At 34.7% G+C, this 24,647-nt stretch carries 21 protein-coding genes and 1 pseudogene; 8 read left to right on the top strand and 14 right to left on the bottom strand.

All coding sequences use genetic code 11. From position 1 onward, the window contains the following. Positions 1–95: 95 nt before the first annotated feature. From IPP61_08400 to IPP61_08350, 11 genes and pseudogenes are all read right to left on the bottom strand, one after another. The gene (locus tag IPP61_08400) at positions 96–1,166 is read right to left on the bottom strand and encodes a glycosyltransferase (GenBank protein ID MBL0325186.1); all 1,071 of its coding nucleotides are present in this window, start codon (positions 1,164–1,166) and stop codon (positions 96–98) included. A 7-nt stretch (positions 1,167–1,173) separates the two neighbouring features. Next, a complete protein-coding gene (gene wecB, locus IPP61_08395) occupies positions 1,174–2,262 on the bottom strand; it encodes a UDP-N-acetylglucosamine 2-epimerase (non-hydrolyzing) (protein MBL0325185.1) in 1,089 nt (362 codons plus the stop codon). A gap of 2 nt (positions 2,263–2,264) precedes the next feature. Next, positions 2,265–3,380: an N-acetyl sugar amidotransferase gene (locus IPP61_08390; GenBank protein MBL0325184.1), complete on the bottom strand. Its 1,116-nt coding sequence runs from the start codon at positions 3,378–3,380 to the stop codon at positions 2,265–2,267. After that, positions 3,377–4,132 carry an imidazole glycerol phosphate synthase subunit HisF gene (gene hisF / locus IPP61_08385; GenBank protein MBL0325183.1) on the bottom strand — a complete coding sequence of 252 codons (756 nt, stop codon included), beginning with the start codon at positions 4,130–4,132 and terminating at the stop codon, positions 3,377–3,379. The genes IPP61_08390 and hisF overlap by 4 nt, the downstream gene beginning before the upstream one ends. A 17-nt stretch (positions 4,133–4,149) precedes the next feature. Then, positions 4,150–4,743 carry an imidazole glycerol phosphate synthase subunit HisH gene (gene hisH / locus IPP61_08380; GenBank protein MBL0325182.1) on the bottom strand — a complete coding sequence of 198 codons (594 nt, stop codon included), beginning with the start codon at positions 4,741–4,743 and terminating at the stop codon, positions 4,150–4,152. Continuing rightward, a complete protein-coding gene (locus IPP61_08375; GenBank protein MBL0325181.1) occupies positions 4,727–5,980 on the bottom strand; it encodes an oligosaccharide flippase family protein in 1,254 nt (417 codons plus the stop codon). The genes hisH and IPP61_08375 overlap by 17 nt, the downstream gene beginning before the upstream one ends. Further along, the gene (locus IPP61_08370; protein MBL0325180.1) at positions 5,955–6,854 is read right to left on the bottom strand and encodes a Gfo/Idh/MocA family oxidoreductase; all 900 of its coding nucleotides are present in this window, start codon (positions 6,852–6,854) and stop codon (positions 5,955–5,957) included. Before IPP61_08370 ends, IPP61_08375 begins: the two co-directional genes overlap by 26 nt. 60 nt (positions 6,855–6,914) lie before the next feature. Beyond that, on the bottom strand, positions 6,915–7,496 hold the full coding sequence (locus IPP61_08365) for an N-acetyltransferase (protein MBL0325179.1): 582 nt from the start codon (positions 7,494–7,496) through the stop codon (positions 6,915–6,917). Then, positions 7,489–8,615: pseudogene (locus IPP61_08360) on the bottom strand (DegT/DnrJ/EryC1/StrS family aminotransferase). Before IPP61_08360 ends, IPP61_08365 begins: the two are co-directional and overlap by 8 nt. Before the next feature lie 5 nt (positions 8,616–8,620). Further along, on the bottom strand, positions 8,621–9,661 hold the full coding sequence (locus IPP61_08355) for a lipopolysaccharide biosynthesis protein (GenBank protein ID MBL0325178.1): 1,041 nt from the start codon (positions 9,659–9,661) through the stop codon (positions 8,621–8,623). 9 nt (positions 9,662–9,670) lie between these two features. Beyond that, on the bottom strand, positions 9,671–11,899 hold the full coding sequence (locus tag IPP61_08350) for an SLBB domain-containing protein (protein MBL0325177.1): 2,229 nt from the start codon (positions 11,897–11,899) through the stop codon (positions 9,671–9,673). 1,820 nt (positions 11,900–13,719) lie between these two features. Here IPP61_08350 and IPP61_08345 point away from each other — a divergent pair. Continuing rightward, positions 13,720–14,079, top strand: coding sequence for a hypothetical protein (locus tag IPP61_08345; protein ID MBL0325176.1), 360 nt, complete (start codon positions 13,720–13,722; stop codon positions 14,077–14,079). A 60-nt stretch (positions 14,080–14,139) separates the two neighbouring features. Here IPP61_08345 and IPP61_08340 read toward each other — a convergent pair whose 3' ends face one another. Continuing rightward, positions 14,140–15,396 carry a nucleotide sugar dehydrogenase gene (locus IPP61_08340; GenBank protein MBL0325175.1) on the bottom strand — a complete coding sequence of 419 codons (1,257 nt, stop codon included), beginning with the start codon at positions 15,394–15,396 and terminating at the stop codon, positions 14,140–14,142. A gap of 720 nt (positions 15,397–16,116) precedes the next feature. Next, complete coding sequence (locus tag IPP61_08335) at positions 16,117–16,485, bottom strand: DUF3127 domain-containing protein (GenBank protein MBL0325174.1); 369 nt, start codon at positions 16,483–16,485, stop codon at positions 16,117–16,119. Between the two features lie 48 nt (positions 16,486–16,533). Between IPP61_08335 and IPP61_08330 the strand changes: the two genes are divergently transcribed. The 6 genes from IPP61_08330 to IPP61_08305 are packed head-to-tail and all read left to right on the top strand — an operon-like array spanning position 16,534 to position 22,406. Beyond that, positions 16,534–17,559, top strand: coding sequence for a hypothetical protein (locus IPP61_08330; GenBank protein ID MBL0325173.1), 1,026 nt, complete (start codon positions 16,534–16,536; stop codon positions 17,557–17,559). Positions 17,560–17,611: 52 nt separating this feature from the next. Beyond that, positions 17,612–18,601, top strand: coding sequence for a gliding motility protein (locus tag IPP61_08325; GenBank protein MBL0325172.1), 990 nt, complete (start codon positions 17,612–17,614; stop codon positions 18,599–18,601). Positions 18,602–18,604: 3 nt separating this feature from the next. Continuing rightward, positions 18,605–20,416: an ATP-binding cassette domain-containing protein gene (locus tag IPP61_08320; protein MBL0325171.1), complete on the top strand. Its 1,812-nt coding sequence runs from the start codon at positions 18,605–18,607 to the stop codon at positions 20,414–20,416. Positions 20,417–20,420: 4 nt separating this feature from the next. Next, positions 20,421–20,840 (top strand): transcriptional repressor, encoded by a 420-nt coding sequence (locus tag IPP61_08315; protein ID MBL0325170.1) that lies wholly within the window; start codon positions 20,421–20,423, stop codon positions 20,838–20,840. Between the two features lie 11 nt (positions 20,841–20,851). Further along, a complete protein-coding gene (locus IPP61_08310) occupies positions 20,852–21,454 on the top strand; it encodes a YihA family ribosome biogenesis GTP-binding protein (GenBank protein MBL0325169.1) in 603 nt (200 codons plus the stop codon). A 43-nt stretch (positions 21,455–21,497) separates the two neighbouring features. Then, the gene (locus IPP61_08305) at positions 21,498–22,406 is read left to right on the top strand and encodes an ROK family protein (GenBank protein ID MBL0325168.1); all 909 of its coding nucleotides are present in this window, start codon (positions 21,498–21,500) and stop codon (positions 22,404–22,406) included. Between the two features lie 90 nt (positions 22,407–22,496). On the opposite strand, the gene fucP is transcribed toward IPP61_08305, so the two are convergent. Beyond that, a complete protein-coding gene (gene fucP / locus IPP61_08300; protein ID MBL0325167.1) occupies positions 22,497–23,756 on the bottom strand; it encodes an L-fucose:H+ symporter permease in 1,260 nt (419 codons plus the stop codon). A 192-nt stretch (positions 23,757–23,948) separates the two neighbouring features. On the opposite strand from fucP, the gene IPP61_08295 reads away from it, so the two are divergent. Then, positions 23,949–24,371: a nucleoside deaminase gene (locus tag IPP61_08295; protein ID MBL0325166.1), complete on the top strand. Its 423-nt coding sequence runs from the start codon at positions 23,949–23,951 to the stop codon at positions 24,369–24,371. Positions 24,372–24,647 lie beyond the last annotated feature (276 nt).

Below are 24,647 nucleotides of genomic sequence, written 5' to 3'. Positions count from 1 at the left end.
TCAATAATTTATTTTCCTCATTTGCCCAACTCACCTCACTTGAAAGATAATCTAAACTTTTTTTGTAGTCAGTTTTATCACTTTCGATAAGGAAATCAATTTTTTTTTGCAATTTCAAAACTTGAAGACTCATCAACCACCTCGCCAATTTTTCCAAATTTATTATTTAGGATTATTTTTGGAAAAGATTTATTATTGCTAGCTAATATTGGAGTTCTTGCAATTATAGATTGATATAATTTATTTGGCGAATTAATTTCACTATTTTCACTATTTTTTTGATACAACATCATAGATAAATCACTTCCAGAAATATAATTAATTACCTCATTAGGGGGAACTGGCTCTAAAAAATGAACTTTATCCTTATAACTAGATAGTTCATTTTCCACAATAAATCGATTTATATATTCTTTAAATGCCAATATTCTTCCTACGCCCAAAATCAAAAAAAAGCAATCATGTTTCATTAATGCTAAAGCCTTAATGATTTGTTCAATTCCTCTAGTTCCAACTGATAAATAACCAACATATATTAAAAATATGTTATCACCCGATAATCCTAATTTCTTGTTAAAATCAATAGGTTGTAAATCTTTACTTTCAACGTAAAGAGGTCTATTTCCTACCACAGTAACATTGCAATTATATTCATTTACCATGTAGGAACAAATGGTACTATTGACCGTTATATTTCTATCTGAAAATTTAAGTAAAAACCATTCATACATCTTAAATAGCCATTCAAATCCTTTGCCACCTGTAGTATATTCCAGTTCATGAGCATCGTAAACAATTTTAGCTCCTTTAAAAAGCTTAGCTAATAACCCGACAAAACCAGGTTTCAAATCATGAATATGAATAATATCAAATTTTGTTTTTATTAAAATTAAACTAAATTTAAAAATAATTTCAATTAATTGAAAAGTCCTTTTCAATGTTTTAACCGAAGTGAATTTTTTCTTTGTCCATAAAATGACTGGTGTACTATTTATACCTGACATCGAAATGGAATAATTGTCCAAAGCATCCTTTAAATTTGGAATACTTTCAAGCATTTCTTCATCTTCTATATAAAAAATATCAACTTTATATCCAGCTTTTAAAAGACTATTTGCTTCTTTTTGAATTCTTGCATCAAAAAGCATGGGTGCAAATGAAATCATTAAAACACTATTCCTCATCCTGTACAAAATGTATAATATTATCAAAAATCATTTTTCCGCAATTTCCGTCACCATATAAATCAAAATCCAGTACCTCTAATTTACACCTTTCCCTATAGAGATCTAATAAGGAAATCTGTGAATATCTATTAAATAAAATGTTATAACCATGCTCAACTAGTTCAATCCATTCTGTTTCTGTTCTTAGAGTTATACATTGTTTCCCCAAGTAAAAAGCTTCTTTTTGAAGACCACCAGAGTCTGTCAATACAATTTTTGAAGATTTAATTAACCTCATTGCATCAAAATAATCGATAGGGTCAATTTCAATTATTTTTGATGACAGTAAAATATTGTTTTCTCTTATTATTTTTTTTGTTCTAGGGTGAATAGGAAAGACTATTTTAATTTCTTTGGATAATTCATTCAAATTATTAATTAAAAACTTTAATGTATTTAAATCATCGGTATTTTCTTGCCTATGAATTGTACAAATTACATAATTATTTTGCTCTAATTTATATTTTGAAAGAATTTCACTTCTATTAATATTATCTTTCGCATAATGAAGACAAGCGTCTTTCATAATATCCCCAGAAATAAAAACATTTTTTGTAATTCCTTCATTTTTCAAATTGTTTACCGAACCAAGATAGTGTGAAAAAAGTAAATCAGATAGATGATCTGTTATTTTACGATTAATCTCTTCGGGCATCAGGTTGTTAAATGATCTTAATCCTGCTTCAATGTGGCAAATTTTAATACCTAATTTTGATGCAGCTAAGGCCCCTGCCAAAGTAGAATTTGTGTCTCCATAAACTATTATTAAAGATGGTTTTTCAAACATTAATATTTTTTCAATCTCCAATAACATCTGCCCAGTCATTTGCCCATGAGACATATTAGAAATCCCCAGAAAATACTTTGGCTTGGGGATATTTAATGTTTCAAAAAAGACACTTGACATATTATCATCATAATGTTGACCCGTGTGAATCGTAATTTCATCAACAATTCCAGAATCTTTAAAAAAATTAGATAATATAGAAGCCTTTATAAACTGAGGCCTAGCTCCAACAACTGTTACAAACTTCATAATTATTTTTTTAGAGATTTCCTGATTCTTGATTTTACTTTCACTAACCATTCATTGTTTGGATAATCTTTATAGGACTTATTTGGCAATTCCAAAAGTTTTTTTAAGTCATTAGAAGTAATTTCTAGTTTTTTAGATATATAATCAAAATCCTCACTAATTGTATCGGGATTATATGGCGATTTATTAATTTCTACTAATGCTTCTTCTCTTGAAATGATTCCAGATAAAATCATTGATGATAAATGAGCTCTTCTTTTATCAATTCCAAATTTTACCGGTAAATAATAACCTTGGAAAAATTTCGTGAAACGTGATTCTGAATGCTTACCTCCATAATCTTTAAAACCAACCTCTTTTATTAAGGTATTAATTGCAAGTTCTCTATCATAATACATATAATTCAATAACCTTGCAACTTTCATCTTTTTTATAAAAGGAAAATAAAAATGATAATCAAAAAAATTTACAATTGGAAATGATTTAAGCTTTATACTTCCAAATTGTTTATGAATTGAAAGTAGTGATTTTGAATCCATTGCATGATACCCCCAAGAAGTTGGTAAAATAAATTCCGTTGCAATATTACTACCGTGAAGTACCCAATTAATATTATTTTTTATTGCGAAACCATATAAAGCTGCAAAAAATGCATGGTCCTGAGGAACATCTTGATTTGCAATAGCAGATTTTAGGTAAGCAATTTGCAAATCTCTCATTTCCTGCCAATCAACAACATGCGTATGTAAGTCAATTTTACAAACTTTTACAATTTGTTCAATATTTTGAACTGCTAACTCAGAATTCCACCCTCCATCCACATGAACTGCTAGAATTCTTAAGCCTAATTTGCTTGCCTTATATGCCAAAAAAGAGCTGTCAATACCACCACTTAAGCCAATTATGCAATCATACTCTTTACCCTTACCATCATTTTTTATTTTGGAAACGATTTCTTCGATTTTTCTTCCCCCTTCTTGATTTGGGAACCAAATTTTATTTTTTAATTTATCAAAATCTTCACAATAATTACTTTCTCCATTCTCGTTAAAGGTTATTTCCGGATCCGAGGTATCCATTATTGTGCGGGTACATATTTGATATGCTTTTTTATTCATAACATTGTTCGGTTTAAAGATGACTCATTGGGGTAGCTTATTAAAACGGCATTATGTTTACCATAATAAATAAACATACTTGCGGCCGCTGGAGATATTCCTAAATCTAAAATATTTTGCAATTCAGAGTGACTTTTCCCCCCACCTGCTATTATTATTGGAACATTTATTTTATTTTGAAGAAAATCCACTAATTCATAATCAAATCCTTGCATAACCCCATCCTTTTCAACAGATTGGAATATTAATTCTCCGACTCCAAAATCAATAATCATTTTAATGAAATCAAAAAATTTATACTTAGACTTCTTTTTTCCTGATTCATAAAAAATCTCATAATCACCCCAGAAATTTTTTTTATAATCAATACACACAGCAACGCTTTGGCTGCCAAACAATGAGGTTATTTCTTTGATGATTTCTGGTTTCAAATGGACAATTGAATTTAGAATTACCTTTTCAAATCCTAAATAAAACAACTTCTTACAATCGGTAATATTCTTTATGCCACCTCCATATGCAAGAGGCATAAATGCTTCAGATGTAATATTGCTTAAATATTTAAAATCAATCTCAGATTTATTTAAAGTAACCCCTGTATCAAAAATTACAAGCTCATCAACTTCCTTTTCATTAAAAATTTTGACAATGTTTATAGGGTCTCCTATATACCGTTGGTTACCAAATTTTACTGTTTTATAAACACCTTTATTATTTAATAATAATATTGGAATAACTCTATTTTGCAGCATTATTTTTTATTTTACACTTAAAAAATACTTAAAAATTCAATCCCATATTTGTGACTTTTCTCGGGATGAAATTGAACTCCAATTAAATTCTTTACTTTAAAACCTGCACAAAAATTAATACCATATTTCGCTTCGCATAAAATATTGGAACTATCATATAGACTTAAGTAATAAGAGTGCACAAAGTAAAACTTATTTTTTTGTGAATTTCCCCAATAATCTGTATTTAAAAAATTTGCATAATTCCATCCCATGTGAGGAATTTTATACCTCTCCTCAATTTTTCCTTTAAAGCTTACTACATCGCCATCAACTAATCCTAAACCATCCTGATTTCCCTCTTCACTGTTTTTAGCAAATAGCTGCATCCCAAGACAAATACCTAATATTGGAATATTTTGATGAAATTTATTAACTAAAAACTCATCCAAACCTAATATTCTTAAGTTGTTTATTCCATTATCAAAACTTCCCACACCGGGTAAAATAAGCCTATCACACTCACTCAAAATTCCTAAATCATTTGTAATGATATTTTTTTCTCCTATTTTTTTTAACATATTAGATATGGAACTAACATTTCCCATATTATAATCAATGATTCCAACCATACTTTAAGTTTGAAATTTTAAATGAAATAAAAAATAAAACGATATACATAATTGAATAAAAAATTGAGTAAACCATTAAGACACTTTCGACATTTAGATATTTTGAAAATAAAAAGAATATAATGATTGTTACAAAAAATAATAATATTTGCCAAATTAAGTCAATTTTTTGTTTATTGTAAATGTATAGAACGAAACTTAAAGGGCTAACAATAAACTTAAAAAAGAATAGAAAGACTAATATTTGTGCATAATGTCCTGAATTAATCCAATTATTTCCAAATAAAAATGAAAAAATATTTGGAGAAAAAAAACCGAATACAATAAAAATTGGCAATGAAATAACAATTAAAATTAAGAACGTTTTTATAAATGTTTTACTACAATTACCTATACTTTGTACCTCATTTACTGCATTTTGCTTAAAAACTTCTAAAATTGAATTCGAAATAAAAACAAGAGGTAAGCCTAATAATCTCAATGTCAGTCCATAAAACCCAGCCTCCTTTTCTCCATAAATTAAAAAAATAAAGAATAAAGGCATTTGATTGGTAAAGCTATTAATTGTATCAGCAAAAAGAGAGAACTTCGGGTAATTAATATATTTTTTCAACAATTCAGTTAATTCATTTATTCTGAATTTTAAAAAAAACAAAAATGTAAGTTTTGACTGAATTAAGAGATAAAAAGAAGAAATAAAAATTGATATTATATATCCAATAATAAGTCCATTTAAATAATAAAATGAAAACCCAATTTGGAAAATAACTAAAAATAAAGACTTTACAAATTTTGATATACTAATACTTTTATACTTCTCCCCCTTATTTAAATAGTTAAGTATAATTTGATAAAAAGCAGTTAGAAAAACACTTATTGGAATAAAATATTTAATCTCATCAATTTTTTCAATTTTTATAAAAAATAAAAAAAGTGATAAAACAACTGTCGAACCTAAAGATATTAATACACTTAACTTTGTTAAATTTAAAGATTCAATTATATTCTGAGGTTGAAGTATTGAAATTTCATATCTACCTGTTGAAAAAATTGAACCTACTGTAATAATTGAGATAAATAAATTAAAAACCCCAAAATTTTCAGGAGTATAAATTCTTGTCAAAAAAGGAGAAAAACCTATCACAATAGCTTGAGATAAGAATGTTCCTGTAAAAACCAAGAGAATATTTCTAAAATATTTTTTATCGAACTTATTTAGCATTGTTTCTAATTTCACTAACAATACCAATTGCAGTTTTTGAATCATTTAACCCGAAACCAAAACCATTTAAAATTTGTTTATAACTATTAGTATGTAACTCGGTGAAACCATCCGAGAACTCTATTTCTATACCATCCATATTTAGTGTACGGTAAGTTCTTTTTCCTTGCACCTTAATTTCTTCAGGAATTTGATTGAAATCAATACTTAAAACCCAATTCACTTTGGCTCTTTCCAAATGTAAATATCCAGCAGCAGTTTCATTTGTATGTTTTAACACAACATTCTCCTTTACATCTCCAAAAACCCATGTTAACATATCAAAAAAATGGACCCCTATATTAGTTGCAATACCTCCAGATTTGCTCATATCTCCTTTCCAACTATGGTGGTACCATTTTCCTCTGGAAGTCATATATTTTAGCTCTACATCATAAATTTTATCTTTCGGTCCATTAAGTACTTTCTCCCTAAGTGCAATAATTGCAGGGTGCAATCTGAGTTGAAGTATCGTAAAAACATTTCTACCGGTTTCTCTCTCAATTTCTTGCAAAGCATCAACGTTCCAGGGATTGAGCACCAAAGGTTTTTCACAAATCACATCGCAACCAGCTCTAAGACCAAATCGGATGTGAGCATCGTGCAAGTAGTTGGGGGAACAAATACTTATAAAATCAATGGGGTTTCCTTGTCTTCTCAGCTTATCAATATGTCTGTCAAACCTTTCGAATTCGGTAAAAAAATCTGCATTAGGAAAGTGACTATCCATAATACCAACTCCATCGTAAGGGTCATAGGCTGCCACTAATTCATTGCCTGTATCTTTTATTGCTTTCATGTGTCTAGGTGCGATATATCCAGCTGCCCCAATTAATGCAAATCTTTTCATGATTATAATTTATTATATCTTTAATATTTCCCAGAAATAAGTATCAAATTTTAAGAGCAATTAAACATTTTTCATCCTAAAAACATGACCATCAATCAATTCATAATTAATTTTTGATTCAGGGCAAATTGCAACGTTTTCTATATTGAATGTGAGTCTATGTCCAAACTCGCTCATCCAACCAATTTGTTTGGCAGGATTACCTACAACCAAAGCAAAAGCCTTTATTGATTTAGTCACCACCGCTCCTGCTCCTATAAAAGCAAATTCACCAATGTCATGACCACATACAATAGTAGCATTTGCACCGATTGTGGCTCCCATTCCAACTCTGGTTTTTAGATACTCGCCTTTTCGGTTAATAGCACTTCTTGGATTTATCACATTGGTAAATACCATTGATGGCCCTAAAAATACGTCATCCTCACATATTACCCCGGTGTAAATTGAAACATTGTTCTGAACCTTAACATTATTTCCTAGAATAACCTCCGGAGACACAACAACATTCTGTCCTATATTGCAATTTTTTCCAATTCTACAATTTGGCATAATGTGAGAAAAATGCCAAATTTTAGTTCCCTCACCGATTTCACATCCCTCATCAATAATTGCAGAAGAATGAATAAATATATCAGCCATTAAAAAATCTTGTTATGTTCTCAATAATAAAATTCAGCTCTTCGTTCTTCATCTCTGTATGAATTGGTAATGACAAGACTTCAGAACAAAGTGATTCAGAGACTTCTAATTTCCCGGACAATTTACTAATTGACTGGAAAGCTCTTTGGAAATGCAGAGGCATTGGGTAATATATCATACTCGGAATACCTTTTTCTTTGAGATAAGTTTTAAGAGAATCCCTTTTACCATTTTTTACTTTAATTGTATATTGATGAAAAACATGAGTTGAACTTGGGTTACGAAAAGGAATTTCGAGTTCTGCAATATCGATAAAGGCAAGATCATAAGCATCGGCTACTTTTCTTCTATTTAGATTGTAATCATCCAAGTGCACTAATTTTTCTAACAAAACAGCAGCCTGAATAGTATCTAACCTTGAATTGACCCCTATTTGCTCATGAATATATTGTACAGCTTGCCCATGATTTGAAATAATTCTTATTTTTTCTGCCAATTCCAAATCATTTGTAAACATAGCCCCTCCATCTCCAAAACATCCCAAATTTTTGGAAGGAAAAATGAGGTGGTACCAATATCTCCCATGCAACCAGCCTTAACTCTTTTTCCGTTACTAAAAGTATAATCGGCACCTATGGCCTGTGCTGTATCTTCAACCACTTTCAATTGATGTTTATTGGCCACATCCATAATAGATTCCATATCCGCACATTGGCCAAACAAATGCACCGGTACAATCAAACGTGTTTTTTCTGTTATTGCCTTTTTAACTATTTTCCCAGTTAAATTAAATGTTTTTTCATCTACATCGACGATAACAGGTGTTAGGCCTAATAATCCAATTACTTCCGCGGTGGCCACATAAGTAAAAGAAGGAACGATGACTTCATCTCCCGGTTTTAAATTTAATGCCATTAAGGCGATTTGGAGAGCATCAGTCCCATTTGCACAAGTAATTACTTTGTTTACATTTAAATAATTTTCCAGGTTAAATTGAAATTGTTGTACCTTTTCCCCTTTAATAAACTGAGAAGTATTTATAACTTCCTGGATAGAATTATCTATTTCAGATTTTATTTTTGAATACTGATCAATTAGATTGACCATTTTTATATTCATAACATTTATATATTTTTTATTATTTTCCGAAAATTATTTTTGTAAATTAAGATAAAAAAAGCCCCTATTATTCCACCAAAAATTGAAAATATTATTATTATAATAGCCTTTTGGGGTTCACTTTTCAAATTTGGAACAACTGGAGCTTGTGCAATTTGAAATACAGGAGTCTCTTGATGCAATTTCAATCTTGCCTCCTCCAGTTTCTTTAATAGTTCATTATACACATTGGCCGAAATTTTATATTCAGATTCCAGCCGCTCTCTTTGTACATCAGCGGTTTGGAGTCTGATGGTAGGTGCCTGAAACATATCGGTATATTGGGCTTTTCGTTCCTGAGTAGCATAATATTTACCTTTTGATGCAGCAACTTTGTCGGACAGGAAATCTACTTCTTTTCGGATTTTTTCTGTACGATAATTGGTAATATAGTTCGTCATGTAGTCAATTGCAAACTTGGCCACATCGGCAGCCACCACTGGATCGGGCATTTTTACTGAAATCGATATTACACCGGTCTTTTTATCAATGGAAGCCGAAATCCTATCTTTTAAATCTTTTATTCGGTCTTCTGTTAATCTATTAATTACCACTACTCCATCGGGCTTTCCTTTAGGGGTTTTTAAGAATTTATCCTCAAATTTTTCATTCTCTTCAATCAATCTATGGTAAAATTTCTCAAAAACCTCTTTTTGAGCACTTTTGGTCGTAATCTCTTTTTTTAATAAATTCATAAAAAAAGGAGTAGCTTGTAAAATGTCTGGATACAAATCGGGTCTGATTGCATCTGTATTATTTTTGAGTCCCAATTCAAAACCGCCGATACCCACCAAATTCGCCAAACTACCCAGGCTATTGCCGGCACCTCCAGATATCTCAGGCAAAAGTTTTCCTTCTGAAACAAATTCTTCACGGGCAGTAAATGCATAAATTCCTCCTAAAACAGTGAAAATACTTGTTATTAGAATTATCCACCATTTATTCTTCCAGACAATACTGAACAGAGCCTTGAAATCAATCACCAAAATATCTTCATTTTCTCCCATAATAATTCTTTATTTTGTAGTGCTTGTGCTTGGAATCAGTCTAATCAAAGTTAATAACACCGCAGACATGGATACCATACCGGTACTTAAGGAGATAATTTCAGCTTTGCTGAGTCTTTCTCTGTGCTTAACTGGTACAATAATTACCATGCCTCTTTCCACTCTGGGAAAATCTTTTATCCCCAAAAAATATTTGGTTCGGCCGGTGTAGCCATTGGCATATTTCACATAAGTCTTTTTCACTCTGGCAGAGTCAGAAAAACCACCGGCTTGCGAAATATAATCTCTGATACCAAAATCAGGTTGATATGCGACCGAAGTAGGATTTAAAACTTGTCCGGTAACCCGAACGGTTTGCTCTTCTTTGGGTAAGACCAATTTATCTCCTGCTTCCAAAAATAAATTAATAGAAGCGTTTTTGTTTTTCATCACTTTAGCAAGATCCACCGCTACTTGTTTGCCGGCTCTGTAAAATCTGGCACCAAAAATATAAGCCTCAGGTCTGAAACCTCCTGCACGTTCAACCAGATCACTGATACGTTCGTTTCTGTTTTGAATTACGTAATTGCCCGGATAATTTACCTCTCCTTCAATATTCACTATACTTTGAATCTGGTAATTGGGCAATTCCCTGATAAATAACTGATCAAAGGGTCGCAAAACGGTTCTTTTGGCACTCAGACTCAGATCTTTGCTACCATCCAGGCTGATTATTTGAACGGTTTCGCTGTTGTTTTCATCATTGTATAGTCTTCTGGCTATTTCAATTCGTTTATTGGTAGCTCCTTCTCGGTATCCGCCTGCCAGTAATACCAGGTCATTCACACTCATGCTATCCACAAAATCAAATTCCCCGGGCTGATTTACCGCACCCTGGATACTTACTTTCCGCATTTCTCTTAGCTCCACAGTGGATTTGATAATCAATACATCCTGTCTTTTCAGCATCAGATCTTCTCCCTCCAATATTTTGTTCAAGTCTAAGGAGATATATTCCGGATCAAGGTTTTCACGTTCTCTTTTCAGAATGGCCCGGTTTCTAAAGGCATCTTCCCGAAGCCCTTCCGCACGCATAATGAGATCTTTAACCGTTTTCAAACGGGAATCTAAGGCGTATTGTCCAGGTCTGAATACGGCACCCAGCACTTCTACTTTGTTGGTATAGCGATCTAAGATGGCGTTAATTTCTATCTGGTCGCCGTTTTTGAGCGTGATAGTTTTGTAATCTTTCCGTGCCACATCCAGCAATACCCGCTCTTTTTCATTATTTCTTTGAATCTGAATGTTTTCTGTAAAAGCCTCCTCTGTAAATCCCCCTGCAAACTGAATGGCTTCGTCCAGGTTTTCATCTGCCTTTAATTCAAAAATCATGGGGCGTTTTACCTGTCCCTGAAAAGTGACTTTTCGCTCCAGGGTCGGGATAAACACCACATCCTGATCCATCAGATTTACATTTCCATTCATGGTGCCTTTCAACAAAAACTCATAGAGGTCAAGTTTCTGAATCACCCGGTTGTTTCGCAATAGTTGTATGTTTCGTAAACTTCCCATGCCTGAGGGTCCACCGGAAACATAAAGGGCATTGAATAGCGTAGCCAGGGAAGATACATTATAGGTACCCGGGTTTTTCACATCACCAACGACAGTTACTTTAATGGATCTAACCCTTCCAAGCGTCAGATCCATCTCCAAAGTGCCATTTCTTAGACCTGCAAAAAGAGATTTAAGTCTCTGTTCAATTTTTGTTTTGGCTTTCTGTACTGTGAGTCCATTGACATAGATGGGGGTCAGGCTTTCCAGTTTTACGGTGCCTTCAGCCGAAACTTTGAGATCATAGTGCTGATAGGCATAGCCAGTGATATCGATGCTAAGCTCATCATCAGGTCCGATGATATAATTGGCCGGTGTGGGAATGCGGAGATTGGGTTCAAAATTGAGGTTTTTACTGCTGAATAAATCTGAACCAAATAATACTTTTTTGTCTTTAATTGGTGCTTCGATTTGAACCACTGCCCTTTCTGATACTTCGCCTAATTGTTCTCTTACTACAGAATTTTGTGAACCTGCGTTGTTGTTTGTTCCGGCTTTAAGGCGATTGACTCTTTCTCTTATTTTGATGATATCTTCATTGGTATAACCGTTGGCTTTGGCGAGTGCTTCTACCTGCAATTCGGACAAACCTTTACTTTCTGCTTCTTTGATAAAGGACTCAATCTGTGCGTCCGACACTTGTTTCAAAAATATAATAGACTTGAAAACCTTGCAAGCTTTTGTTTTAATTGATTTGGAAAAATAATTATTTGATTTACCAAAGTGCTAAAGCTTCACGACAAAATGTAAATAAGATTTATAAAAGTGTAAAAGCTTCATGACAAAGTATAAATAAGATTTACAAAAGTGTAAAAGCTTCATGACAAAGTATAAATAAGATTTACAAAAGTGTAAAAGCTTCATGACAAAGTGTAAATAAGATTTACAAAAGTGTAAAAGCTTTACGACAATTGGTAAAAGCTTCCTAATAGGTTTTAGGCAGTAGGCAATAGTTATTTTCAGGTGGTAAGGTGGTAAGGTGGAAAGTTAGAAAGAGTGAATCCTTAATGATTTTAATCCCTTAATTTTCTTCCTGTTTTAAATTATAGGGCTCAGATTTCTTTGTGCATTTTGCGGCTTCTTTGTGGTTTTTGTGTAATTGAAAGTATCGCAAAGACCGCTAAGAAGACACGAAGTTTCACGAAGTAATTGCCCAAATCCCCTCATTTGTTTCATGTTTAAAATATCACTCCAATTTTTCTTAAACATTAAGATAGATTAAGATATGAAGAGCATTAAGATGGGGTGCAAGCTATCCTTCCAGGTAAAATTTCTTAATGATCTTAAACCCTTCATGTTCTTCATGTTTAAAATTTTAGGGATCAGACTTCTTTTTGCATTTTGCGGGTCATTTGTGTTTTTTGCGTAATCAAAAGTATCGCAAAGACCGCTAAGAAGACACGAAGTTTCACGAAGTAATTGCCCAAATCCCCTCATTTGTTTCATGTTTAAAATATCACTCCAATTTTTCTTAAACATTAAGATAGATTAAGATATGAAGAGCATTAAGATGGGGTGCAAACTATACTTCCAGGTAAAATTTCTTAATGATCTTAATCCCTTCATGTTCTTCATGTTTAAAATTATAGGGCTCAGCTTCTTTGTGCATTTTGCGGCTCCTTTGTGTCTTTTGTGTAATCAAAAGTATCGCAAAGACCGCTAAGAAGTCACGAAGTTTCACAAAGTAATTGCCCAAATCCCCTCATTTGTTTCATGTTTAAAATATCACTCCAATTTTTCTTAAACATTAAGATAGATTAAGATATGAAGAGCATTAAGATGAGGTACAAACGATACTTCCAGGTAAAATTTCTTAATGATCTTAAACCCTTCATGTTTAAAATTTTAGGGCTCAGACTTCTTTGTGCATTTTGCGAGTCATTTGTGTTTTTTGCGTAATTTCTGGAACCTCAATATTTTTAGATAATATTAATTTTCCTCCGAAGACAAAAATTGAAAAAAACATTTAATAAAAAAACAGCTCATATACTATTGTACATAAAACTTCATTCATTATATTTGCATCATAAATCCGTCACGGCTACAACACCTCTTCAGTTAATCTTTAGATGTGAATGTAGAGACGATAAAGTTGAAATTCGTTACGAATCAAATTGTAATGAAATTGTGAAGGATCCTTTGTGAAAAAGGAATGGATTGTGAAGTTGGAATTGTCGGGTTAAACCGACTCAACAAAAAGAGTTTTTACATTCGCTGCAATCACTTCGAATGTATTAAATCAAGTTTTGAACACTTATGGGGTTGCGTGTTCATGGGCTAAATTTATTTAGTCTAATGGTTTTTGTGAATAAGTAAAATCAAAAAGGCCACCGGTTGCAAACGGTAGCCCCTTTGGGTACGAGAATACTAGAAGCTTCAAAAGTATCTAAAGATTTGATTTATACCTAGTCTGCAATCCATTTTGTTGGTTTTTTTTATAAGAAAAATTACTTTAAACCTTTTCAGCAATGAAAAAAATAAGTAATCTCGCCATATCATTGGCAAACCAAAGGCTCGCCGGAATGAAATCCATCGATCCTGAGTTAGACCTCGGAAATGGTCTGACCATTCTAAGTTACCAAACTGCTGTCAGTGAAACTGAAGCCTTGGTATCTATGTACAACAGTCACAAAGCTACCCTCGGAGAAATCCGAAACCAGCTGGCAGAAAAACAGAAGGCTCTGAATGACCTCTCTGAACGTATGTTGATAGGTGTAGGTGCCAAATTTGGCAAAAACTCCAATCAATATCAGAAGGCAGGAGGAACTAAGAAGTCCCTTCGGAAAAAGCCCCGAAAGGCAGTCCCTAAAACAAATGAGGCTGCTTAAAATGGCAAAAGGGGGATGAAAGTCCCCCTTTTTTATATTAAAGTTTAATAAACATTATGATTATAATCTTCCGTCAACCATATTTTTATCCAAAGTTGATTTAACATCAAAAAGCACATGAACCGGCTTAAGGATTTCTCCATATTGTATTTCGGAAAATACCTGATGGCTTACGGCATGCAACACTACTTCGTATTGGCCTTTTATTTCAGAGATAAGTTTGATACCATATTCCTCCCTTACTTCCTCTTTATCGGCCCAGGGATCAAAAATCTCTACTTCCAGTCCAAAATCTTTCAATTCGGCATATATATCCACCACCTTGGTATTGCGTATATCGGGGCAGTTTTCTTTAAAAGTGACACCCAGAATCAATGCCCTTCCACCCTTTATGTTCAGGTTTTTTTGAATCATTAGTTTTATGACCTTATTGGCCACAAATGAACCCATATTGTCATTAATGCGTCGTCCGGAACCAATCAAGGCCGGAAAATATCCTAATTGCTCGGCTTTATGCAACATATAATAAGGATCCACCCCGATGCAATGCCCTCCCACCAGGCCGGGTTGAAACTTAAGAAAATTCCATTTGGTACCTGCAGCCTCCAGCACTTCCTGTGTATCGATATTCATTCTTTCAAAAATCAATGCCAGTTCATTGACAAAAGAAATATTTACGTCTCTCTGACAGTTTTCTATGAGCTTGGCGGCTTCGGCTACTTTCATGCTTGGTGCCTTGTGGGTACCGGCTTCGATGATGCTTTTATACAATTGATCTACCTCCTCGGCAATCTCTTGGGTAGAACCCGAAGTGATTTTCAATATTTTTGTGAGTGTATTTTTTTTATCTCCCGGGTTGATACGTTCCGGGGAATAGCCACAAAAGAAATCTTCATTAAATTTTAAACCACTATTTTCTTCCAATACCGGCACACAATCTTCCTCGGTACAACCGGGGTACACTGTACTTTCATAGATTACGATATCTCCTTTTTTTAAGACCATACCCACCGTTTTACTGGCGGAAATCAATGGCCTTAAATCAGGTTTGTTAGCACTATCAATCGGAGTTGGAACGGTAACTATAAAGATTTTTTTTCCTTCCAGATTATTAAGGATGGCGATATCTGTGGCAAAACTTAAATGCCGGCTATTGAGTAATTCCTCCTTTTCCGTCTCGCGGGTACGGTCAAAACCGGATTTCAATTCCTCAATTCGTTTAAGATTAATATCAAATCCAATTGTGGGATATTTTTTTCCAAATTCTACGGCCAGGGGTAAACCCACATAACCCAATCCTATTATGACTATATTCAATGTTAAATGCTTATTTGACACAAAATTAAGGATTTATTATCAAATGATGAATTTATCGAATAAATGTGGGGGATTTTAAGGAAAATTTTATTATCTGGTTCAAAGGTTAATATCCCGAAATGATAATTGATTATTTTTGCAAAAAATTAAAATTATTACATGAGAAAAGCAGAAATGATAACCGATAAGGGTACGATGTTGATTGAGTTTTATGATACCGACGCCCTATTGCAGTTCAAAATTTTATTGATCTTTCCAATAAGGTTGGACGTTAAATATTTTTGCAGCCGAATTCTATTGAGATTTTGGGTTTAATTATACTAACTACTGCGAACCAGCAAAAAATCTATTCCCAAGTTTCCTCCAACTATTTTGCTTGATCCTTTAAACAGATTCAAATAACCTAAATTTAAAATCCTTTCTATTTTACACGTTTAAAATTATTTATTATTCATTTCCTTTACACTTCAAAATAATTTTTAAAAATGGTTTAAATAAAATCAGGAGGTTCTTTTTCAGGCAAAATCAAATCCCCTGCTTATGGACTATAAAAACCTCAAAGGTAAATACCACAATCTGGCAGTAGAAATTGTTCTGACGGATTGATTATGTGAACAAAAAAAATAACTTTTCCCAATTCTAATTACATATTCAATTTAACAAAAAAGCACGCCCCTTCACAGAAGCGTGCACATAATATCTTTGTAAAATTTTGATTGATCAGAACGGAAGATCGTCTTCTCCTTCCAATGCTGCCGGAATCGGAGGTGCAGGAGCCGCCGGAGCTGCCGATGCAGAAGGAGCCGAGGTTTCAGCCGCATTTTTCTCTATTCTCCAGCCTTGAATACTATTAAAATATCTAACTTCACCTTGCGGGTTGGTCCATTCTCTTCCGCGAAGATTAATAGATACCTTCACAAAATCACCTACATTATATTGATTCAAAAGATCACATTTATCTTGCGTAAACTCAATCATAATATGCTGAGGATACTGTTCGTCGGTAGTTACAACCAATTCTCTTTTCTTAAAAGTTGCACTTACCTGCTGTTCTGCATTTATTACTTTGATGCTTCCGGAAACTTCCATTTGTATAATTGTCTATTTTTGTAAAACTTAATACAAATATATAATCTCTTGGACTTTAATAAAACCATAGACCAAATAATTTCTGAAATTGATATCGAAGCTGACTTAGGTCTGAACAATGACGGCAATTGGTCAGTCAGATATAATCCGTTCTGGAGATACCACAGAGCCGATAACAATATCTTTGCACCCGCTTCTACCCTTTTTATCCTCAATCAACTTAAGACTCATTTAACTAAAAATCAACAAAGTAAAATCGAAAAAATTGCCGAAAAAATAACTTCGGTTTATCCAAAATATCAAAACAAAGATGGTAGAATAACCTATAATTTTTACCCTACAAAACCTTCAAAGCACTTTGCAAATGGGTATATGATGCACAGGTTTGATCACTTCAGATTACCCGATGACATCGATGATACAGCCCTGATTTATCTTACTCAACAAAATGAGAAACAAGATATCTTTGAACTGAAAAATCTCTTAAAAAACCACCTGGTTCAAACCCAATCCGGCAAAGTTTACGACACCTGGTTTGGGAAAAACATGCCTCCCGAGCAGGATGTATGTGCCCTATGCAACTTGATGTACCTGATTTTTTCGAAGAAAATCCCGCTGGATTCTGAAGATATCAATACTTTGAATTTTCTAAATGAAAGTATCAGTTCAATAAAAACACAACCCTATAAAATCGCCCGGCATTATGGTCACCCCGCTCTGATTGTATATCACTACGCCCGCCTGATGGCCGATTTTGAAATTGAGGTTTTAGAAAAAAAGAAGATGGAATTGATTACAATTTCAAAAGAATTACTGTTAGTCGAAAAAGATCCATTTTTCAGACAAATCCTGGAGATTACATTGATGAAATGGGGCGAAATAATTATAGAAGAACCTTTTGAAACAAAAAAATCAGAAGGCTATTCTTTCATTGGAGCCCCGCTTGCACCCTATGCTATTTTTGAAAGTTTGGCATTCAAAAACCCTTTCCTGATATTTTATAAATCAAAAATCCACCAATTGGCATTTAAGCTTGAACATACCCTGCTAAGCTCAAATATTGCCACAAAATGAACGTTTTAACCTATATTTTCGTACTTTTGCAAAAATTTTCTCTGAACATTCAATGAAGGCAGTTCTTGGTTTTATTTCCATAAACATTTTATTATTCTCACTTATTTCCTGTGGTTCCAATGATGCTAAGAAAATAGCAGAAATTCCCCTAAATCTTGAAATCAGGAGATTTGATAAAGAATTGATGCAAACCAAAACGAAAGAAGAACTGGCATCATTATTTCAGAATAACCCGGTATATATTCGCTCTCTTTACAATACTTTTCCCGGCGACACGGCCTTGGTTTCACATGTATTTTATCTTACCCAACATCCTGAAACCCGAAAATTGTATGATTATACCTTGACGCAGTTTGGAAACCTGGAAAAACTAAGCTCAGAACTGGAAGGAGCCTTCAAAGCCATAAAATACTATTATCCTCAATTCAAAGTTCCTCAGGTCGTGACCACATTCTCAGGTCTTGAAAACGACATTTTTGTATCAGACAGCCTTATTATAATTTCATTGGAAGCATTTGCAGGACCAAAAGCACCCTACAGGCCCGAGCAGCCCAATTATATTTTGAACAGATATACGCCTGACTATATTGTACCTACGGTAGTGCGGTTTTTATCCAATTCCTACAATAAACTTGATGCCCGGGACCAAAGCTTTGTGGCCGACATGATGTTTTTCGGAAAATCACTGGAGTTTACCAAACAGATGCTTCCCAACACGGCTGACTCTCTGATTTTAGGATATTCTGATGCCCAGATGAAAGAAACCTGGGAAGCACAGGATTTGGTGTGGGCACACATCATTGATAAAAATCTTTTGCAGGAAAAAACACCGGCAATCAAAAACCGGTATTTTGGAGAAAGACCCAATGTACCGGAAATAGGGCCCTCATGCCCGGGAAGAATTGGACAATGGCTGGGCTGGCGAATAATACAGAGGTATAGAACTGAAAACCCAAAAGTGACGTTTCAGGATATGATGGCTAATGCAAATCCCAACGAAATTTTACTAAAATCAAAATACCGCGGGCAGACCGAAGAATAAATAATGGCGAAAGGAAGAGAAGGTTTTTGGGATGAGGTAGCCCCAAAAGATAAAAGAAAAATTAGCAAAGACGGGTTCAAAAAAGCATTGAGCTTGTTCAAATTCATGCTTCCCTACAAAAAGACCTATATCATTGGAATGGTTTTTTTGGTGCTTTCTACACTTACTACCATGGCATTCCCACTGTTGATAGGCGAAATGACCAAAGTAATGGAAGGCAAATCGGCATTTACGATCAATCAGGTGGCAATATATTTTGGAGCCATTTTACTTGCCCAGGGCATTTTTTCGTTTTTCAGGGTATATTTCTTTGCTATTGTAAGTGAAAAAACTGCCGCCGATCTCCGTAAAATCCTGTTTGATAAATTTATCAAAGCTCCGATTACATTTTTTGAAAATAACCGTGTGGGTGACCTCATGAGCAGGCTTACTTCTGATGTGTCGGCAGTTCAAAACGTACTTTCCACCACTTTGGCAGAATTTTTCAGACAGATAGCCACCTTGGTCATAGGAATTACGATGTTGATATATATTTCCTGGAAACTCACCCTTTTTATGTTGGCAACGTTCCCTATAATTGTGATTGCTGCTTTGGTTTTTGGCAAGTATATCAGAGTTCTTTCCAGAAAAGTTCAGGACAGGCTTGCCGAAGCCAATACAATCGTTGAAGAATCACTACAGTCTATCTCCATCGTAAAAGCATTTACCAACGAGCGTTTGGAATCCAAAAGATTTGGAAAAAGTATAGATGAGACTGTAAGGCTGGCATTGAAAACCGCCAATCTCCGCGGTGGATTTATTTCCTTCTTTATAATAGGTTTGTTTGGTGGAATCGTGCTGGTAATCTGGTATGGTGGAAACCTGGTCATTGAAAAAGAAATCCTGATTTCTCAGTTGATTACCTTCCTCACTTTAACAATCTTTATTGGCGGAAGTATGAGTGGTCTGGGCGACCTTTATGCCCAGCTTCAGCGTACTGTTGGGGCGTCTGAAAGAATTTTGGAAATACTAAGTGAAAAAGATGAAGTTAATCTGGAAAAACAGCCTTTGCCTAATCCTATTTCAGGTAATATTTCTTTTGAAAATGTAAAATTCAGATATCCTTCACGCACCGACATCGAAGTACTTAAAGGCCTGAATATAAATATAGCGTCGGGTAAAAAAATTGCATTAGTAGGTCCTTCCGGTGCCGGTAAGTCAACCATCGTGCAGTTGCTGATGAAATTGTATAACCTGGCCGATGGAAAAATAAAAATTGATGGTCAGGATATTGCTGCTCAGGATGTCAGTTATTTAAGGCAAAATATAGCCATAGTTCCGCAGGAAGTCATATTGTTTGGAGGTACTATTCTTGAAAACATTGCCTATGGAAAACCCGACGCAAGCCAGCAGGAAATTGAAGACGCAGCCCAAAGAGCCAATGCTGTTGAGTTTATTGATAAATTTCCCGAAAAATATGAAACTGTAGTTGGGGAACGAGGTGTGAAACTATCGGGTGGTCAAAGGCAGCGTATTGCCATAGCAAGGGCTATTTTGAAAGACCCAAAAATCCTGATTCTCGATGAAGCCACCAGTGCTCTTGACTCAGAATCAGAAAAACTGGTACAAGATGCCTTGAACGAACTCATGAAAGGCCGTACCACAATAATAATTGCTCACAGGCTTGCTACCATCAGAAATGTTGACCAAATTTATGTAATAAAAGATGGCGAAATTGCCGAGACAGGAAGTCATGATGATCTCATGACCGACAGAAACGGCATATATTCCAATCTGGTAAAAATGCAATACGATTTAGAACCTTTGGATTCTTAATATCATGTTAAACAGAGACTCCTCCGAAATATTAAAACAATTTGACCTCAGGCATACCGATACCCGTGAGAATATACTGGACGGTTTTATTTCTAAACCTACTGCCCTCTCACATGCCGACATCGAATCATTTCTGATTGATGGATTTGACAGGGTTACCATATACCGTACTTTAAAAACTTTTCTCGATAAAGGCATCATTCATAAGGTATTAGACGACCAGGGTGGAATAAAATACGCCCTATGTAAAGAGGAATGTAGTCACTCGGCACATCATCATGACCATGTGCATTTCAAATGTTCGGCCTGTGGAGATACTACATGTATTGAAAAACTAACAGTACCTGAAATCATCCTTCCTGAAGGATATCAAAAAAAAGAAATCAATGTATTGGTTCAGGGAATATGTCCCAAATGCCAGTAAAAAATTATACTATGTATCAAATCAAAGAAGCGGTATTCGAAAAAAGTGCATCCAACTATTTGCAATGCCCAAAAAATGAGCTGCCCGAAATCGCTTTTATTGGCCGGTCCAACGTAGGAAAATCTTCCCTGATTAATATGCTTACCGGAATAAAAAACCTTGCAAAGACCTCGCAGACTCCGGGAAAGACCCAACTTATAAATCATTTTTTGGTAGATAATAAATGGTATCTGGTTGATTTGCCCGGTTATGGATTTGCCAAAGTGCCATTATCCGAAAAAAACAAATGGGAAAAAATGACCTGGGATTACATGCTCAATCGTCCAAACCTGAAATACATCTTCGTTTTGATTGATTTGAGAATCCCACCACAGAAAATTGACCTTGAATTTTTGTATAAATTAGGAGAAAACGGATTACCAATAAAATTGATATTTACCAAAGCCGATAAGGTAAAATCTATGGAGGCTCAGAAAAATACGACAGCTTTCAGAGAAGCCATGGCAGTGGATTGGAAAATCATCCCTGAGTTTTTCATTACCTCCGCAGAACGGAAAACCGGCAAGCCCGAACTTCTGGGTCTGATAGAAGAAATAATCTTCGACAATTTTTAATTTTTTTTAATATATATTTGCGAAAAATTACTATAATTTAATAATGGCAACAGAATATTTGGGCATAGACGTAGGCGGCACTAATGTAAAAATGGGTATTGTAAATGCCGACAATGGCAATATCACCAATTTTTATAGTCACGATACCGGAGCATGGAGACAAAACAACCGATTTGTCGAAAGTCTGGGTGACGCCATCGCCGTAATGCTCAATGAAAATCCCGATGTTCAGAAAGTAGGTATAGGCGTACCCGGCTTGATTACCCGCGACAGAATGACTTTACTGGAGATCACCGCAATTCCTGAAATTGATGGTACCCCGCTGATTCCTTACCTGATGGAAAGATTTCAGGAAAAAGAATTTTATCTTGAAAACGATGCCAATGCAGCAGCACTGGGTGAATATTATTTCGGAGAAGAAAGTGTACCCGAAGACTATATCTTTGTTACACTTGGAACCGGAGTAGGTGGTGCTGCCATTATCGACAAGCAAGTATTTAAAGGAGGCGGCGGAAATGCCATGGAGCCCGGTCATATGCCTTCAGCCAATGGTAAAGTATTGGAAAGAAATATCGGAAAAAATGAATTGCTGGCATTGGCCAATAAAATGCGGGCCGAATACTTAGGCGAAACTAAATTACCGGCTGATGGCTCTATTTCTACCACCGGTTTAGTAGCTGCTGCTACGGAAGACGATGAGCTGGCTTTGCAAATTTTTGACGTAATCGGTACCTTATTGGGTGATGGTCTGGTTTCGATGATCAGAATCCTTGATATTACCACTATCCTAATTGGCGGAGGTCTTTCAGCCAGTTTTGATTTTATTATGCCGGCAGTTAATCGTCAACTTAAATACTGGCTTACTCCTTATTACATTAAAACACTAGAAATAAAACGAGCCACTTTGGCTAACGACGCCGGACTTTTAGGTGCTGCGAGTTTGTGTTTTTGATTTATAATTTTCTAAAAAATACACAAAAAAGCTTGTCATGAACCAAAATTAAGAATTGGTTTTCTGACAAGCTTTTTACTTATATAAAACTTAATGCTTCACAGCGGTTACCATTGACTCTCTGGAAGTAGTTTTCATACCAAAATACAATACCACAAAGAAGCACAACAATGGCACGATGTAGGCAATCTGTATATTATATTTATCTGAAATCAATCCCATTATCACAGGGAATACAGCTCCTCCCACAATCGACATAATCAGCAGTGATGAGCCAAGCTTTGTTTTTGAGCCTAATCCGGTTATACTCAATGAAAAAATAGTCGGGAACATAATCGACATAAAAAACTCAACGCCTATCAAGGCATAAATAGAGAAATGCCCCCCGAAAGTGACGGCCAGAAATAACAAAACAATATTGCTGGCACTGTAAATAATCAACAATTTATAAGGTGCCACAAACCGCATCAGAAAAGTACCTACAAACCTGCCAACCATAAAAGTAAGTAAAGCAACTGATAAATATATTGCGGCTGATTTTTCCTCTATGCCTGCTGTTTTTCCCAAAAATCTGATAAAAAAGCTTGTAATACTTACCTGTCCGCCGACATAAAAAAACTGAGCCAATACCCCCAAAACAAGGTTTTTGTTTTTTAGAATACTCTCCTTTTCTGTTGTATCCGCTGAAGATTCAGCTTCGTCAATCTCCGGCAAATTGGTACGCCAGATAAATATTGCAACCAACAGTACTACTATTCCAATTATAATATAGGGTATTTTAACAGAGGCCGCTTCTTCTAATAAATATTGATCGAGTTGGACATCTGAAAAACTTGATTTCTCTGCTTCAGTCAAAGTTTTTCCTGACAAAATAAAAATTCCTCCCATAAGTGGAGCCAGTGAAGCCGCCAGTCCATTAAATGACTGTGAAAAATTTAGCCTTTGAGTAGCCGAATGGCTGTCGCCAAGCACAGTGACGTAAGGATTAGCCGCAGTTTCGAGGAAGGTTAGTCCACTCGCAATCACAAACAACGCAAATAAAAACACCGCAAATGCCCGTGTATTGGCTGCCGGAACAAACAAAAAGGCCCCCACTGCAAAAAGCAGGAGTCCGAAAATTATCCCATATTTGTAACCATACTTTTTCATAAAAAACCCGGCAGGCAATGCCATCACAAAATACCCGACAAAAAACGCCGAATCAATCAATGCCGATTCCAAATCAGACAATTGACAAGCTTTTTTGAGATGGGGAATTAAGATAGGGTTTAGATTATGAGCAAAGCCCCAAAGGAAGAATAAAATTGTAATAAGAATGAAGGGAAATAAATACTGGTTCTTTTGTTTCATTAAGGTTAGGCTTATATTATTGCCCGAAATATAAGGAATAATTGCAAAAAAATCCGGCATGCGAAAAACTAAGTTTGAATTAAAATTCATTCCCTTTCATTTTGTTTTATTTCTTCATGCTTTTAAATTAGATTTGAAAAAAATAAATATTTGGCCCGAAATTCTTATCCTGTATTTTCTCATGAATATTTCATGACCAAAGCTCTCGAGCTTGCCCACCAGGCATATGAAAACAATGAAGTTCCGGTGGGAGCATTAATTGTGGCAGAAGGCAAAAAGATTATTGGTAAAGGTGCCAATCAGACTGAGCAACTCAATGATGTAACAGCCCATGCTGAAATTCTGGCTATTACGGCCGCATCAAACTTTCTGGGAGCAAAATATTTAAAAAAATGTACTTTATATGTTACTCTTGAACCCTGTGTAATGTGTGCGGGGGCAATTGCCTGGGCACAGATTGACCGGGTGGTTTTTGCTGCCCATGATCCTAAAAAAGGTTATACAAAGTATTCTCCGGCAATTATCCATCCCAAATATGATATTGTTCCCGGTGTATTATCAGCAGAATCAGAGCATTTATTGAAGTCCTTTTTTAAACGTCTTCGTGACACTTAAAATTTACATATTTTTACTTTTTTCATTAAAACATTATTAAATTTTAACCTAATTTTTAAATAAATCATGAGTTTCCCGATAATAATAGCAATAATCGTAGTTGTACATTTCATAGTTGGAATTGGCTATATTGTGTATAAAATAACCACCGCAAAGCCATCAGAAGAGTTAAAAGAGGAAAAGGAAGATTGATAAATATTTCTAACTTATTATCTTTTTCAGAAAATAGATTAATTCTCTCAACAACTACCCAATCTTTTTGTTGGTTTTTCCCCG

Source organism: Cytophagaceae bacterium (assembly GCA_016722655.1).
Lineage (GTDB): Bacteria > Bacteroidota > Bacteroidia > Cytophagales > Spirosomataceae > Leadbetterella.
The sequence above is the reverse complement of the archived record's forward strand: the minus strand, read 5'-3'. Positions and strand labels throughout refer to the sequence as shown.

Coding starts and splice junctions, on each gene's coding strand:
- IPP61_08325 (MBL0325172.1), top strand. CDS start 17,612: ATGAAGGCAGTTCTTGGTTTTATTTCCATAAACATTTTATTATTCTCA.
- IPP61_08365 (MBL0325179.1), bottom strand. CDS start 7,496: ATGGCTGATATATTTATTCATTCTTCTGCAATTATTGATGAGGGATGT.
- IPP61_08390 (MBL0325184.1), bottom strand. CDS start 3,380: ATGAATAAAAAAGCATATCAAATATGTACCCGCACAATAATGGATACC.
- IPP61_08355 (MBL0325178.1), bottom strand. CDS start 9,661: ATGGGAGAAAATGAAGATATTTTGGTGATTGATTTCAAGGCTCTGTTC.
- IPP61_08305 (MBL0325168.1), top strand. CDS start 21,498: ATGGCAACAGAATATTTGGGCATAGACGTAGGCGGCACTAATGTAAAA.
- fucP (MBL0325167.1), bottom strand. CDS start 23,756: ATGAAACAAAAGAACCAGTATTTATTTCCCTTCATTCTTATTACAATT.
- IPP61_08315 (MBL0325170.1), top strand. CDS start 20,421: ATGTTAAACAGAGACTCCTCCGAAATATTAAAACAATTTGACCTCAGG.
- IPP61_08310 (MBL0325169.1), top strand. CDS start 20,852: ATGTATCAAATCAAAGAAGCGGTATTCGAAAAAAGTGCATCCAACTAT.
- IPP61_08335 (MBL0325174.1), bottom strand. CDS start 16,485: ATGGAAGTTTCCGGAAGCATCAAAGTAATAAATGCAGAACAGCAGGTA.
- wecB (MBL0325185.1), bottom strand. CDS start 2,262: ATGAAGTTTGTAACAGTTGTTGGAGCTAGGCCTCAGTTTATAAAGGCT.
- IPP61_08370 (MBL0325180.1), bottom strand. CDS start 6,854: ATGAAAAGATTTGCATTAATTGGGGCAGCTGGATATATCGCACCTAGA.
- IPP61_08400 (MBL0325186.1), bottom strand. CDS start 1,166: ATGATTTCATTTGCACCCATGCTTTTTGATGCAAGAATTCAAAAAGAA.
- hisH (MBL0325182.1), bottom strand. CDS start 4,743: ATGGTTGGAATCATTGATTATAATATGGGAAATGTTAGTTCCATATCT.
- IPP61_08345 (MBL0325176.1), top strand. CDS start 13,720: ATGAAAAAAATAAGTAATCTCGCCATATCATTGGCAAACCAAAGGCTC.
- hisF (MBL0325183.1), bottom strand. CDS start 4,132: ATGCTGCAAAATAGAGTTATTCCAATATTATTATTAAATAATAAAGGT.
- IPP61_08320 (MBL0325171.1), top strand. CDS start 18,605: ATGGCGAAAGGAAGAGAAGGTTTTTGGGATGAGGTAGCCCCAAAAGAT.
- IPP61_08295 (MBL0325166.1), top strand. CDS start 23,949: ATGACCAAAGCTCTCGAGCTTGCCCACCAGGCATATGAAAACAATGAA.